Source organism: Ruegeria sp. YTSB088, from assembly GCF_059609825.1.
Genome location: NZ_JBXWMM010000001.1, coordinates 526,444 through 540,505, shown reverse-complemented (window position 1 = coordinate 540,505; position 14,062 = coordinate 526,444). Strand labels below are relative to the sequence as shown.

The 14,062-nt window shown below is 56.1% G+C and carries 15 protein-coding genes; 8 read left to right on the top strand and 7 right to left on the bottom strand.

Translation table 11 applies throughout. The features are described 5' to 3' along the window. Nucleotides 1-119: 119 nt before the first annotated feature. The 5 genes from AC2FFA_RS02730 to AC2FFA_RS02710 all read right to left on the bottom strand — a co-directional run bounded on the left by AC2FFA_RS02730 (nt 120) and on the right by AC2FFA_RS02710 (nt 4,186). Nucleotides 120-449, bottom strand: coding sequence for a hypothetical protein (locus AC2FFA_RS02730; RefSeq protein WP_496849780.1), 330 nt, complete (start codon nt 447-449; stop codon nt 120-122). A gap of 260 nt (nt 450-709) precedes the next feature. Next, nucleotides 710-1,261 (bottom strand): hypothetical protein, encoded by a 552-nt coding sequence (locus AC2FFA_RS02725; RefSeq protein WP_496717561.1) that lies wholly within the window; start codon nt 1,259-1,261, stop codon nt 710-712. Nucleotides 1,262-1,263: 2 nt separating this feature from the next. Then, the gene (locus AC2FFA_RS02720; protein ID WP_496849779.1) at nt 1,264-2,094 is read right to left on the bottom strand and encodes an ABC transporter ATP-binding protein; all 831 of its coding nucleotides are present in this window, start codon (nt 2,092-2,094) and stop codon (nt 1,264-1,266) included. Further along, nucleotides 2,091-2,879: an ABC transporter ATP-binding protein gene (locus tag AC2FFA_RS02715; protein WP_496849777.1), complete on the bottom strand. Its 789-nt coding sequence runs from the start codon at nt 2,877-2,879 to the stop codon at nt 2,091-2,093. The genes AC2FFA_RS02720 and AC2FFA_RS02715 overlap by 4 nt, the downstream gene beginning before the upstream one ends. Nucleotides 2,880-3,004: 125 nt before the next feature. After that, on the bottom strand, nt 3,005-4,186 hold the full coding sequence (locus AC2FFA_RS02710) for an ABC transporter substrate-binding protein (protein WP_117868949.1): 1,182 nt from the start codon (nt 4,184-4,186) through the stop codon (nt 3,005-3,007). Between the two features lie 153 nt (nt 4,187-4,339). Between AC2FFA_RS02710 and AC2FFA_RS02705 the strand changes: the two genes are divergently transcribed. Together AC2FFA_RS02705 and AC2FFA_RS02700 are read left to right on the top strand one after the other, a co-directional pair. Further along, on the top strand, nt 4,340-5,437 hold the full coding sequence (locus tag AC2FFA_RS02705) for a PQQ-dependent sugar dehydrogenase (RefSeq protein ID WP_299897145.1): 1,098 nt from the start codon (nt 4,340-4,342) through the stop codon (nt 5,435-5,437). A gap of 96 nt (nt 5,438-5,533) precedes the next feature. Continuing rightward, a complete protein-coding gene (locus tag AC2FFA_RS02700) occupies nt 5,534-6,061 on the top strand; it encodes a GNAT family N-acetyltransferase (RefSeq protein ID WP_496849774.1) in 528 nt (175 codons plus the stop codon). A 9-nt stretch (nt 6,062-6,070) separates the two neighbouring features. On the opposite strand, the gene AC2FFA_RS02695 is transcribed toward AC2FFA_RS02700, so the two are convergent. Next, the gene (locus AC2FFA_RS02695; RefSeq protein WP_117868952.1) at nt 6,071-7,075 is read right to left on the bottom strand and encodes a GlxA family transcriptional regulator; all 1,005 of its coding nucleotides are present in this window, start codon (nt 7,073-7,075) and stop codon (nt 6,071-6,073) included. 169 nt (nt 7,076-7,244) lie between these two features. Between AC2FFA_RS02695 and AC2FFA_RS02690 the strand changes: the two genes are divergently transcribed. After that, entirely contained in the window at nt 7,245-8,615 is a 1,371-nt protein-coding gene (locus tag AC2FFA_RS02690) for a class II 3-deoxy-7-phosphoheptulonate synthase (protein WP_299897138.1), read from the top strand. A 71-nt stretch (nt 8,616-8,686) separates the two neighbouring features. Here the strand turns inward: AC2FFA_RS02690 and AC2FFA_RS02685 are convergent, their stop codons facing one another. After that, nucleotides 8,687-9,361 carry a PAS domain-containing protein gene (locus tag AC2FFA_RS02685; RefSeq protein ID WP_496849771.1) on the bottom strand — a complete coding sequence of 225 codons (675 nt, stop codon included), beginning with the start codon at nt 9,359-9,361 and terminating at the stop codon, nt 8,687-8,689. Nucleotides 9,362-9,606: 245 nt separating this feature from the next. Between AC2FFA_RS02685 and AC2FFA_RS02680 the strand changes: the two genes are divergently transcribed. The 5 genes from AC2FFA_RS02680 to AC2FFA_RS02660 all read left to right on the top strand — a co-directional run bounded on the left by AC2FFA_RS02680 (nt 9,607) and on the right by AC2FFA_RS02660 (nt 13,976). Beyond that, nucleotides 9,607-10,497 (top strand): YicC/YloC family endoribonuclease, encoded by an 891-nt coding sequence (locus AC2FFA_RS02680; protein WP_496849770.1) that lies wholly within the window; start codon nt 9,607-9,609, stop codon nt 10,495-10,497. Between the two features lie 17 nt (nt 10,498-10,514). Next, nucleotides 10,515-11,156 carry a guanylate kinase gene (gene gmk / locus AC2FFA_RS02675; RefSeq protein WP_117872756.1) on the top strand — a complete coding sequence of 214 codons (642 nt, stop codon included), beginning with the start codon at nt 10,515-10,517 and terminating at the stop codon, nt 11,154-11,156. Further along, nucleotides 11,153-11,677, top strand: coding sequence for a gamma carbonic anhydrase family protein (locus AC2FFA_RS02670; protein WP_496849767.1), 525 nt, complete (start codon nt 11,153-11,155; stop codon nt 11,675-11,677). Before gmk ends, AC2FFA_RS02670 begins: the two co-directional genes overlap by 4 nt. Nucleotides 11,678-11,705: 28 nt before the next feature. Continuing rightward, nucleotides 11,706-12,752 (top strand): PAS domain-containing sensor histidine kinase, encoded by a 1,047-nt coding sequence (locus AC2FFA_RS02665; RefSeq protein WP_496849765.1) that lies wholly within the window; start codon nt 11,706-11,708, stop codon nt 12,750-12,752. Between the two features lie 183 nt (nt 12,753-12,935). Next, complete coding sequence (locus AC2FFA_RS02660) at nt 12,936-13,976, top strand: substrate-binding domain-containing protein (RefSeq protein WP_496849763.1); 1,041 nt, start codon at nt 12,936-12,938, stop codon at nt 13,974-13,976. Nucleotides 13,977-14,062: the final 86 nt, after the last annotated feature.

Below are 14,062 nucleotides of genomic sequence, written 5' to 3'. Positions count from 1 at the left end.
TGCTGGTTGCGAAAAATATCCACGGGAAACACGGAAGCAGGCCAGACTTTTCAATTGTAGTCTGGCTCAGTCACGCACCGGCCAATTCCGGTGCGTGGTCGAGATGGTCCGAAGGGGGTTCAGGCGTCCGTCTCGGTGCAGGTGCCGTGATCGGTTCCCGCGTGGGGACCCTTGACCGAGAGGTCAAAGGACATGTCGTCATAATGCACGACAAAGGTCATGACATCTTCGCCTTCAATATGGACAAACGTCATGTTGCCAACGCCTTTGAACACCATGGCATCGCCGGAAATGTTCGCAGTTTCGATGTTGCCTTTGTCTCCTTCCGGTGCCCTGTTGAGGCGCACTTCGCTGCCGTCGCGGTCTGAGACGCAGACAAAGTGGCGCTCTTCCGCCTTTGCGGCGGTCGCGCACAAGGTGGCAATGGCCACACACATCCATTTTTTCATTTTTGGGTCCTGAACAGAGTTTTTATTCAGAAGGTTCGCTTGATTCCACGGAACTTGATTTGTTTGACCGGGAAACCGTTTCCTTCACAGCGCCCGGCGTTAAACGCACAATGTGACCGGATTGCAGCCGACGCGTGGAAATCTTGGGATGGTAGGGAAATTTCGGGTAACTTCGGATAAAGTATTTAATCGACTTCAGAAAACTCCGGGAACAAGGAAGATGTTGGAAAGCGCCACAATGGCGTTGAGGAAGTCCATATCTAATACCAACCGGAGTCACAGTTTAGGTTTTGGATGGCGTATTTTCCGTTAAGTTTCCTGTAGACGGAAACTTCAAACGGCAGATCATCCCTCCTGTCTGAGTTGGCTCTGCTATTACCAACCTCGTACAAGTCGCTTGTAACAACAAAGGCAAACCAACTTATGCCGTATGGGGAGGACTGCGCTCCAGCCAACCAATCTTGCAAACGAAAGGTAACTTCGGGCGCGTACTCCAAATCTGCGGCGTACCAAACGGGGAGAGGAAGTTTGCCCGCTTTCGGATTAATGAAGTCCACCCAAACCGTTTCTTCTTGCCAATCAAGAAAAGATAGCGCCTGTCTATCGATTGGGTCGATGTCTTCTAAATCATAAACCAGAAAAGTGTAGGTTATACTGGTTGATTCATTGGTCTTTTTGCACAGAAATTGGTGGTCGCATTTTTCAAAGATCGTGCATTCCAACTCCAAGTAGAGACTTTGCGGTCCCGAATATGCCAGAGCGGTGGTTGATGCGATTGCGAGAAAAATTGAAGCTGCGGCGAGTTTAACCATCCTCACCCCCCCAAGAAACTCTTCCGAACCTCCGGATCGGCCAGCAGTTCCTTGCCCGTTCCAGAATAGGCATTGCGCCCCTGAACCAGAACGTATCCCTTGTCGGCAATCTCCAAAGCCTGGCGGGCGTTCTGTTCGACCATCAGGATCGGCAGGCCGGTGCGGGACACCTCGATGATCCGGTCGAACAGTTCATCCATCACGATCGGCGAAACGCCCGCAGTCGGCTCGTCCAGCATCAGCACCTTGGGCTGGGTCATCAGCGCGCGGCCCACTGCGACCTGTTGGCGTTGTCCGCCTGACAGTTCTCCGGCGGCCTGATTGCGCTTGTCGCGGAGGATCGGGAAGAGGTCATAGACCTGCTCCATCGTCTGGCTGATGTCGTCGCGGCGGATGAAGGCACCCATTTCAAGGTTCTCTTCCACCGTCATCGAAGTGAAGATGTTCTGTGTTTGCGGCACAAATCCCATGCCACGGATTACACGGTCCTGCGGGGAGAGGTTGGTGATGTCCTCTCCGTCCAGACGCACAGACCCTGAACGGACATCCAGCATCCCGAACACAGCTTTCATCGCCGTCGACTTGCCGGCACCGTTGGGGCCGACGATGACTGCAATTTCACCCTTGTCCACGGCGATAGTGCAATCATGCAGGATGTCCGGCCCTTTGCCGTAGCCACCCGTCATGGTGTCGCCGATCAGAAAAGGGCCGCCCTCGACCTTATGCGTCGCACCACTTTTGCGATGGGCCGGGGTCATGGTGCCGACACCGTGCGGATTGGTAATCGAGGCGTCCTTGTTGCCCTTGTCATCCTGATAGGGGTTATCGCTCATGCCCCGGCCTCCAGCTTGTCTTTGTTCTTCAGGCCGGTGCCCAGATAGGCCTCGATCACGTGCTCATTGGCCTTGATCTCATCCAAAGTACCTTCGGCCAGAACCTTGCCTTCGGCCATACAGATGACCGGATCGCAGATCTTGCCGATGAAATCCATGTCGTGCTCGATGACGACGAAGGTATAGCCCCGCTCTTTGTTCAAGCGCAGAATGGTATCGGCAATGGTCATCAACAGGGTGCGGTTCACACCCGCGCCGACCTCGTCCAAAAACACGATCTTGGCGTCCAACATCATGGTGCGGCCCAGTTCAAGCAGTTTCTTCTGACCGCCGGAAACCTGACCCGCCTTGTGATCGGCCAGATGTTCGATCGTCAGAAACTCCAGCACCTCATCGGCCTTGGCCTTCAGCGCGCGTTCTTCGTCAGCGATGCGTTTGCGGCCGAACCACGTGTTCCAGAGCGACTCGCCTGATTGCGCGCCAGGCACCATCATCAGGTTTTCACGGCAGGACATCGACGGGAATTCATGTGCAATCTGAAACGTGCGCAACAGACCCTTATGGAACAGTTCATGAGGGGGCAGGCCAGTGATATCCTCGCCGTCCATCACCACCTTGCCGCTGGTCGGCGGCAGAACACCTGCGATCACATTGAACAGAGTGGTTTTTCCTGCCCCGTTGGGCCCGATCAGGCCGGTGATCGACCCTTTCTGGATTTCCAGCGATGCCCCGTCCACCGCATGAAATCCGCCGAAATGCTTGTGCACGTCCTCGACGACGATCATCTTTTCCCCTTGCCGCCTGTCCGGCGCTGTTGTTTCGACCCCGTTTATCGGGTGCGGTCTTTTTTCATTGAAACAGCCCGGACACAAGGCCCGGGCTGCTTTCATTCATAGCCTTTGACGATCAATCAACGGAAGTTGACGGTCTTGTTTTCACCGTCGGTCACTTCGATCTCACGATAGGAACCAGCGCTTTCGCCGGGGCCGATCAGTTCAACACCGGACGCACCGACATAGTCGATGTCCTGACCGTTTGCCAGCAATTCCAGACCCTTGGCCAGTTCGCCGGGATAGATCTTTTCGCCCGGGGCGTTGGCGACGTCCATGATTTTGCCACCATAGTCGGCCGGATTGGTCGATCCAGCAGCCTGCATGGCCAGCATGAACAGAGCCGCAGCGTCATAGGACTCGGGTGAATAGGGCGACGAACCGTCAAACCCTGCCGCTTCGGCCATGGCGAAATACTTCTCGGCGCCTTCACCGCCTGAACCGGCGATCTGGCCGAACGAACCATTCAGGTCGGGGCCGACATTGGTCGGCAGCGAGTCGCCGATCATGCCGCCGGGCAGACCGAAGGTGTCAAATGCACCGCTGTCCAGCGCCGACTGGATGATGCCCAGGCCGCCCTGATCCAGATAGCCCGCAACAACCAGAATGTCGCCACCGGCCGAGGCCAGAGCACCGACTTCGGCCGAGTAGTCGGCTTTGCCGTCCTCGTGCGCTGCAACGATGGTCACTTCACCGCCCGCCGCCTCGTAAGAGGACTGGATAGCGTCCGCCAGACCCTTGCCGTAGTCGTTGTTCGTGTAGGTCAGAGCGATCGAGTTGATGCCGCGATCTTTCAGGATATCCGCCATCACCTGGCCTTCGCGCGCATCTGACGGCGCGGTGCGGAAGAACAGGCCGTTGTCTTCCATGGTCGACAGGCCCGGCGAGGTCGCCGAGGGCGAGATCATGACCATGCCATTCGGAATCGCGACATTCTGAAGGATCGCACCGGTCACGCCCGAGCAATCGCCGCCGATGATGCCGGCAACACCGTCCGCAATCATGCGTTCGCCGTTCGAAGTGGCCAGACCGTTATCAATGCAGCCGGTGTCAGCGCGTGATGCGGACACTTTGGATCCATCCAGCAGTTTTCCGGATTCGGTGACTTCCGAAATTGCCAACTCGGCGCCAGAACCCATTGCAGGTGCCAGCGATTCAATTGGGCCGGTGAACCCGAACAAAACGCCCAGCGTGATGTCTTCGGCCAGCGCAGGTCCGGCCAGCAAGGCGGATGCTGCAGTTGCTGTAAGCAGCTTTTTCATATGGTTACTCCCTATTGTGAACGTGTTCGTTCTGGCCACGAACCTAGGCAAGCTACCCGGAAAAGAAAAGTCCTAACGCAATCGTGTTTTTATCGATTGGAAATCTATCTGTTTTGTTAGGGTTTGCCTTAGATTGTCCGGGGAAGGTTCAACATGCTCAGAGCCGCTGCGATTCTGTTCGTCACATTTTGCACCGAAAGTGCCTTGGCACAGGCATTGTCGACCTCGGTCGGGAATCTTGAACTCACCGAAATGGCAGGCGGGCTGGATACACCCTGGGCCGTCGGTATCCTGCCTGACGGCAGTTTTCTTGTCACCGAACGGGACGGAAACCTGTTTTTTGTTCAGGACGGAGAGGCGAACGCCGTATCCGGCGCTCCCAAGGTCGCAGCTTCGGGGCAGGGCGGATTGCTGGACGTCACGTTCCCGCGCGATTTCAATCAAAGCCGCGAGATTTTTCTGACCTTTTCAAAACCGCAAAATGGTGGCGCGGGCACAGCTGTCGCCGTCGCGCGCCTGTCCGAGAACGGCACGCGCCTGACAAATCTACGTGTCATTTTCGAAGCTTCACCCGGCGGATCAGGCGGGCGGCATTTCGGCTCACGCGTAGTAGAAGCGAAGGACGGCACGCTTTTTGTAACCATTGGAGATCGAGGGGATGGGCCGCAGGCGCAGGATCGTTCGAACCCCATCGGGTCCGTGATCCGTATCAACCGTGACGGCTCGGTACCATCAGACAATCCTTTCGTCGGACAGGCAGATATCCGACCTGAAATCTGGACCTATGGGCATCGCAACCCACAGGGGGCCGATCTGGACGCGCGCGGTAGGTTGTGGGTGTCGGAACACGGTGCGCGCGGCGGCGACGAGGTGAACCTTGTCAAACCCGGCGCCAATTACGGCTGGCCGGTCATCTCGTACGGCACACATTATTCCGGAAAAAAGATCGGCGAGGGCACCAGCAAGCCCGGCATGGAACAGCCGCGCCTGTACTGGGACCCGTCGATCGCGCCGTCGGGCTTGATGGTCTATTCGGGCGAAATGTTTCCTGAATGGCGGGGCGACATTTTCGTGGGTTCGCTGAAATTCGACTATATCGCTCGGCTGTCCGGAGACCCGCTGCGCGAGGTCGAGCAGATCAAGGGCCCCGAGACCGAACGGGTCCGCGACATCGTGCAGGCCCCGGATGGGGCGATCTGGTTCATCTCAGTCGGGCAGGGCGCGGTTTACAGGATGTCTGTCAAACAGTGACACACGAAGCATGCCAGCAGACTTTACAATTCCGTTTGCGCGTTTCCATCGTCGCAGTCAGTCTGTCCAACAGGTTACACGGTTAAGAGGATATCAATGAGTGATTTCGACATTGAATTGTGCACATGTATCCCGCCAAGAACCGAGCTGAATATGATTTTGGAGCAATATTATGCTCTTATTGCTCAAAGAATGCAGGGTATGGGGTTCGAATTGGATCCCTCCGCACCGCAAAGCGCACTTGAGGAATTCTGGGCGAACATGGATGACTATATGCCTCCGAACGGATGCCTGATCGTCGCAAGAAACCGCGGTGGCAAAATAGTCGGGTGTGGAATGATGAAACGGTTTGATCAGTATACCGGCGAGTTGAAACGTGTATTTGTAACTGAAGATGCTCGGGGCACTGGAGTGGGGCGCGCATTGATTCAAGCACGAGAACAAGCCGCCAGAGCTATGGGGCTGAAGCGGTTAATCGCAGATACACTCACCCCAAATGTGGAAATGCGGTCTTTGTATCCCAAACTCGGGTTTGTTGAACTGGACTCTCCGATCAAGACAACAACCTACAAAGATCAGCCCATGCTCCGACCGTACTTGCACTATTTCGTCAAAGAGCTTTGACGCTGAACCTTAGACTGACAATCTTCCACTTTGCGCACCACGCTCGCGATAGGGCGTGGTGTTGTAATGCGCCCGGTAGCATTTCGAAAAATGGCTAGGTGAGGCGAACCCACAGGCCAGCGCCACGTTGATGACACTCATGTCGGTCTGCATCAGCAGGTTTCGCGCCTTGTGCAGCCGCAATTCCATGTAATAGCGCTTGGGGGAACGGCTGAGATACCGGCGGAACAGACGCTCCAGCTGGCGGGTCGACATACCTACGTCCTTGGCCAAAATCGAGGGCGAGATCGGTTCTTCGATGTTCTTTTCCATCATCAGGATAACCTGGCTCAACTTCGGATGCCGGACACCGATTCGGGTCGGAGTTGACAGGCGCTGCGTGTCCTGATCGGTTCGGATCGAGGAATAGATCATCTGATCCGCCACCGCGTTGGCCAGATCCTCGCCATAGTCATCCGCAATCAGCTTGAGCATAAGGTCAATCGAAGAGGTGCCGCCCGCAGTCGTCATACGATTGCCATCGATCTGAAAGACGGCTTTGGTCAGTTCTACTTCATCAAATTCCTCTATGAAACTGTCAGAATTCTCCCAATGGATCGTCGCCTTCTTGCTATCCAGCAGCCCGGCCTTTGCCAGAGTATAGGCCGCAGTGCAGAGGCCACCGATCCGCAAGCCCCTTCGGGCTTCGCGCCGCAGCCAGTTCAGCACGCGTCTGCTGGTGGCCGCCTGAACGTCTACGCCACCGCAGATCAGAACAACGTCGTCGCGCTGCAGCTCTACCAGATCACTGTCCAGACTGAACTCGGTCCCGGCCGAGCAGGTTACCGTTTCACCGCCTTCTCCCAGCAACCTCCAGGTATATAGCTGCCTGTTCGCCATGCGGTTGGCGATGCGCAGACTGTCAAGCGCCGAAGCAAAGGACAGAAGAGAGAATTTGTCCAAGAGGACAAAAACGAAATTCCGAGGTGGAGCCGCAGTGTCTTCCACCGTGACAACTTGGCGTTGCTCTTGCATGGCGAGATGTCCTTACTTCGCGGCCGGACGGACGATCATCCAGCTGCTGATTTGACAGCCACCATGATCAAAGCTTGTTTACGTCGTCAAGAGGCGCAAATGGGATATGGTCACTCTTCCTTGCATTTTGTATAGAGACCACCTGAAAACTTCAGCGGAGATCAAAGCTATGACCGAATGGCAAAAATCGAACTGGCGCAGCAAGCCCCGGGTTCAGATGCCAGAGTATACCGACGCGGCCGCGCTGGCCAAGGTCGAGGCTCAGCTTTCACAGTATCCCCCGCTGGTCTTTGCCGGTGAGGCGCGGCGTCTCAAGCAACATCTGGGTGCCGCCGGACGCGGCGAAGCCTTCCTTTTGCAAGGCGGGGATTGCGCTGAAAGCTTTGAACAATTCAGCGCAGATGCAATTCGCGATACCTTCAAGGTGATGCTGCAGATGGCAATGGTTCTGACCTATGGTGCCAAGGTGCCAGTGGTCAAAGTTGGTCGTATGGCCGGACAATTTGCCAAGCCGCGCAGCGCCCCGACCGAGGTTGTGGATGGCGTTGAACTGCCCAGCTACCGCGGGGACATCATCAACGAATTGGCCTTCACGCCGGAAGCCAGGATTCCGAATCCCAACAGGATGTTGCAGGCCTACACGCAAGCGGCGGCGACGCTGAACTTGCTGCGCGCTTTCTCAACCGGTGGATTCGCGGATATGAGCCGCGTGCACGCCTGGACGCTGGGTTTTGCGGATGAACAGGACGTTCAGAAGTATTCCGAGGTGGCGGACCGTATTCAAGACACCATCGACTTCATGGAAGCGGCTGGTATTACTGCGGAAACAACGCATGAATTCTCGACTGTTGAATTCTACACCAGCCACGAAGGTCTGTTGCTGGAGTATGAAGAGGCACTGACGCGCCTGGATTCGACCTCGGGCAACTGGTTGGCGGGTTCAGGTCACATGATCTGGATCGGCGACCGTACGCGCCAGCCTGATGGCGCGCATGTCGAATTCTGCCGCGGAGTTCTGAACCCGATCGGTCTGAAATGCGGCCCGACCACCACGGCCGAGGACCTCAAGGTTCTGATGTCCAAGCTGAACCCCGACAACGAAGAGGGGCGTCTGACCCTGATTGCTCGGTTCGGAGCGGGCAAAGCTGGTGAGCATCTGCCACGTCTGGTCAAGGCCGTAAAGGAAGAAGGGGCAAAGGTCACCTGGGTCTGCGATCCGATGCACGGCAACACGATCAAATCGGCCACGGGTTACAAAACCCGCCCGTTTGATTCAGTTCTGCGCGAGGTGCGTGACTTCTTTGGTGTGCATCAGGCCGAGGGCACCATCCCCGGCGGTGTGCATTTCGAGATGACCGGTCTTGATGTGACCGAATGCACCGGTGGTGTACGCGCTGTGACCGAAGAAGACCTGTCTGATCGCTACCACACCGCCTGCGATCCGCGTTTGAACGCATCGCAGTCGCTGGAACTTGCATTCCTGGTAGCGGAAGAACTGACCAACCTGCGCCGCAACGGCTCCAAACGCGCGGTAAGCTAAGCACAACTGTAACACTGACAACAGCGGGCCATCGGTCCGCTGTTTTTTTCTTCACCGCAATCTTACGGGTTTCAATCGTCTCGTGATACCACCAGGTGAAGGTGGCCGGCAGAGCGTTTGAAATCGCGTTGTTCCTCTGCAAAACCTTCAACAGGACGGCGCGGAGTGGGCGCGGGTACCTGAATTTCAGAAACCGGTTTGATCCGTGTATCAGATAGTAAAAACCGGCGCGGTGTCTTGCCGATTGCGCCATCCGCGATCATGACCCCCAAAACACGACTGACATCCCCCAGGTCACTTTTCAGCGGCAGAAGGATCATCCGGGCCTGCATCCTCGTACGCCCCAACACGCCACCCGAGATCAGACCCAGTTCGGCAACAGCTGGGGACGCAAAAACCTGTTCCAGAATATCCTTGGTTTGCGCTCGGGCATCGGGTTGAAAGAATGCGGTCAAAGGCATCCCCCGGACTTCCATACCCGCAAGTGTATTCAGATGGCTGCCTGCCAGACGAAATCGGGCCAGCCCGGGCGCTATACGTTCAAGGATAAAAGTATACTCAAGAACATTCTCTAGCCCGCGCGGGTCGATTTGAGACCGCATCGGTACGCTGTCGCCGCTCAACAATGCGGTCCAATACGCCTCGGCCTGGCGGATCGGCGATAGGCTGCGCCCACTGTCAAAGCGATCCATTGCGACGATCTTTCCAAATTCTGACCCGGAACCTGTCCCGAAAAAGGTTTTCATTTTCATTACCCTAACGTCAATTGGCCGCTAATTTCATAAAATGCAACACAATGGAAGCACCTGCGGCCCGTAAGCCATTGCTAGGGGCAGTTTGACTCGGGTTAATTCAATTTTGGAGTAATTCTTTAACGAATGGTTAACTTGCGCCAAACAAATGCATCTTCAGCAAGCTCTTGCTCTGCACCAGTCAATAGCATTAGGTGCGGCACGTGCTCGAAACAACAGGGGAACAGGAAAGGGCCATCATGATCAGATCCATGACCGGGTTTGCCTCGGGGAAGGGAACTTACGGCCCGCACAGCTGGTCGTGGGAGCTTCGCAGCGTAAACGGTAAGGGACTGGACATGCGTCTGCGCGTGCCCGACTGGTTGACCGGCCTCGAAGTTTCATTGCGGGCGACCCTGTCCAAATCTCTGAGCCGTGGAAACGTGACCCTGTCTATGCGCGTGAACCGAGAGGATTCCGCACTGGAGCTGGCCTTGAACGAAGCCGCGATGGTTGCGGCCCTGACCGCTCTTGAGCAAACAGAGGCGCTGGCAGCTGCGCGCGGCATCACGCTCGCGCCGGCACGTGCGTCAGATCTCCTCGCACTCAAGGGGATGATGGATGCAGAAACCGAGGCCGACGATCCGACTCCGCTTGTTGCGTATCTGACGTCCGAATTCAAAGATCTTCTGGCCGCGTTCATAGACATGCGCAAGACCGAAGGGGAAGCTTTGGCGGCGGTCTTGAACACGCAACTGGATCAGGTCGCGGAACTGACGGCGCAAGCAGCGACGATTGCAGAGCAACGCAAGGGCAAAATGGCCGAGGCGCTGCGTGAAAACCTCGCGCGGGTGCTGGAGAATACGCAAGGCGCAGATCCTGATCGTGTCGCGCAAGAGCTGGCGATGATCGCGGTCAAGGCCGACATCACCGAGGAAATCGACCGCCTGATCGCGCATGTAGGTGCCGCACGTGAGTTGTTGGCGCAGGACGGGGCCGTGGGCCGCAAGCTGGACTTCCTGATGCAGGAGTTCAACCGCGAGGCCAACACGCTGTGTTCCAAGGCGCAAAGCTCGGATCTGACGTCCGTCGGGCTGGAATTGAAAGCGTTGATCGATCAGATGCGAGAGCAAGTGCAGAACGTAGAATAAGAATGGGAACAACTGACATGGCGGACCGCCGAGGCCTATTAATCATCCTGTCTTCTCCTTCCGGCGCGGGCAAATCGACCCTGGCCAAACGGCTGATGGCCTGGGATACGGATCTGGAATTCTCGATCTCGGCGACAACTCGTGCTCCGCGTCCCGGGGAAGAGCATGGGCGCGAGTATTTCTTCTTGTCCGAGGACGAATTCAAACAGCAGGTCGCTGATGGGCAGATGCTGGAACATGCCCATGTATTTGGTAATTTCTATGGCTCTCCTGCTGAGCCGGTCCGAAACTCGATCAATGCTGGCAGGGACGTATTGTTCGACGTCGACTGGCAGGGTGAAGTGCAGATCAGAAATTCGGATCTGGGCAAGCACGCCCTGTCGATCTTCATTCTACCGCCGTCTATCTCCGAGCTGCGTCGCCGTCTGGAAGCCCGTGGGCAGGACAGTGATGACGTTATCGGCCGACGGATGCTCAAAAGTTGGGACGAGATCAGTCACTGGGGCTATTACGACTATGTCCTGATCAACGACGATCTCGAGGCAACCGAGGACAAGCTGAAGACTATCGTAAGCGCTGAACGGATGCGCCGCATTCAGCAACCCACGTTGCAACAACACGTACGCAAGTTGCAGAATGAGTTCGAGGGTTTGTCATGACCATTTACGCCTTGGGCGAGATCGCCCCGCAAATTCATGAGGACACATGGGTCGCGCCTGATGCCAATCTTATTGGAAAGGTTGTACTGGAGCAGGGGGCCTCGGTCTGGTTCGGCTGTACGATTCGCGCGGATCACGAAGAAATCCGGATCGGTGAGGGCAGCAACGTTCAGGAAAACTGCGTGATGCACATAGATGCCGGGTTTCCTTTGTCGATTGGTCGGAACTGCACCATCGGGCACAAGGTGATGCTGCATGGCTGCACCATAGGTGAAAACACGTTGGTTGGAATGGGCGCGATCGTTCTGAACGGGGTAAAGATCGGTAGGAACTGCCTGATCGGAGCAGGAGCCCTGATCACCGAGGGCAAGGAAATCCCCGACAATTCGCTTGTCATGGGATCGCCGGGCAAGGTTGTGCGCCAGCTGGACGAGGCTGCGGCACAAAGGATCACGTTCAGTGCGCTGCACTACCAGGAAAATATGCGCAAGTTTCGTGAAACCTTAAAACCTGCGCAGTAAGGCGATTGGGTTGATTGGGTTTTGAAGCATGACCGAAGACGTTCTTCAGGAAATTGTCCTTGCGATCCCGTTGCCGGCGCTGGTGATCGATCAGACCGAACGGATCATTGCGGCGAACACGGATGCAACGTCTCTTCTGGGACAGAAAATTGTCGGGCGCCATTTCGCGACCATTTTGAGACAGCCGCAGGTTCTGGATGCCATCGAGCAAGCCCTGACAAGCAAAAGCGCAAAAAAAACTCGTCATCTGTCCAATGATGGCGCGCAGGACACAGCGTACGAAGTTGAATGCAGATATTTGAACGGGGTAGGTGCCGCGTCCGAAGGGGCCGTCATGGTGACGTTTCAGGATACCACTCATCTGGAACATGCCAGCCAGATGCGACGGGATTTCGTAGCCAATGTCAGCCATGAGTTGCGCACCCCGCTGACCGCTTTGATGGGTTTTATTGAAACCTTGCGTGGTCCGGCACGTGAAGACCCTGCGGCACGGGATCGGTTTCTCAAGATCATGGCCGATGAAGCCAACCGGATGAACCGTCTGGTCGGAGATCTTTTGTCGTTGAACCGGGTCGAAAGCGAAGAACGTGTTCGACCCAAGCAACAGCTGGAGCTTACCGGCCTTCTGCAATCCACGATAAATTCGCTGCGGCCCCTTGCGGAAGACGCTGGCGTGGTACTGTCGCTGGACGTGACAAACGGTCCGCTTTCAATCACTGGCGACGGCGACCAATTACGGCAGGTTTTCACCAATCTCATCGAGAACGGGATCAAGTATGGCGCCAGTGGCGGCAGCGTCACCGTAAGTGTCTTGCCCGCGGACAGGGATCCGGCGATGCGCGGCCCGGCTGTCAGAATTCAGGTCATAGACAAAGGGCCCGGCATAGATGCCGTTCACTTGCCGCGCCTGACAGAGCGATTCTATCGCGCGGACAGTCACAGGTCGCGCCAACTGGGCGGAACGGGACTGGGCCTTGCGATCGTGAAGCACATCGTAAATCGTCATCGTGGAAGACTTCGTGTGGAAAGCGAGCTGGGAAAAGGTTCTGTTTTTACGGTGATTTTGCCCAGATAGACACCTAAGTCGGCCTTGTTCCGGCTTTCTTGGTCGTCAGCGTTTTAGCGGTTAACTCGCAAAAAAGCCCTGGTTGTCATGAAAGTGTTACACACCTGTCACAAAAGACTTACGCACGCCCCATAGGGGTGCCCGCAGGATCATCATGGGGGTGATCAAGCATACCTTTTCAGGGAGACTGAAATGTCCTTTGTAAAACTGTCGGCATCTGCGCTGGCTATCGCTGCCGTCTCGGCAACCACTGCTTCGGCGCGTGATAACGTTCAGGTTGCCGGCTCGTCGACCGTTCTGCCTTATGCCTCGATCGTAGCCGAACTGTTCGGTGAAAACACAGATTTTCCAACCCCGGTCGTTGAATCCGGCGGTTCGTCGGCTGGTCTGAAGCGTTTCTGCGAAGGCGTTGGCGAAAACACCATCGACGTTGCGAACGCATCGCGCGCGATCCGCGAAAAAGAGATCAAAGCCTGTGCCGAAAACGGTGTGACCGACATCATGGAAATCCGTATCGGCTATGACGGCATCGTATTTGCAAGCCAGCAAACCGGGCCTGACTTCACTACTTTCGAACCTGCGGATATCTTCAATGCCCTGGGCGCAAAAGTGCTGAAAGACGGCGAGATCGTTGATAACCCTTACAACAGCTGGGCTGAGTTCAATTCGGAACTGCCCGATGTTGAAATCGCTGGCTTCATCCCGGGCACCAAGCACGGCACACGTGAAGTGTTTGAAGAAAAAGTTCTGCTGATCGGATGTGAAGAAACCGGCGCAATGGAAGCCATGATTGCTGGCGGCATGAGCGAAGACGACGCTGAAGATGCTTGTCTGGCGGTTCGCACCGATGGCAAATCGGTCGATATCGACGGTGATTACACCGAAACTCTGGCGCGTATCGACACCAACCCCAACGGCATCGGCGTGTTTGGTCTGGCGTTTTACGAAAACAACGCCGACAAGCTGAAGGTTGCGACCATGTCGGGTGTTGCCCCGTCGACCGAGACCATTTCCACCGGTGAATATCCGGTTTCGCGCCCGCTGTTCTTCTATGTAAAGAAAGCTCATATCGGCGTGGTCCCGGGCCTGAAGGAATACGCTCAGTTCTTCACTGCTGACGAAATCGCCGGTCCGTCAGGCCCGCTTGCCAACTACGGACTGGTTGCTGATCCTGAGCTTGCAAAAACTCAGGACGCCATCGCCAACGAAGTCACCATGGGTTCGGGCAGCTAAGTCTGACACTGGCTTAACGCATCTTGGGGCGACGGATCAGTCGCCCCTTCATTGTCTTTTCTCATCGCAATCAAGAGTAACTGGGG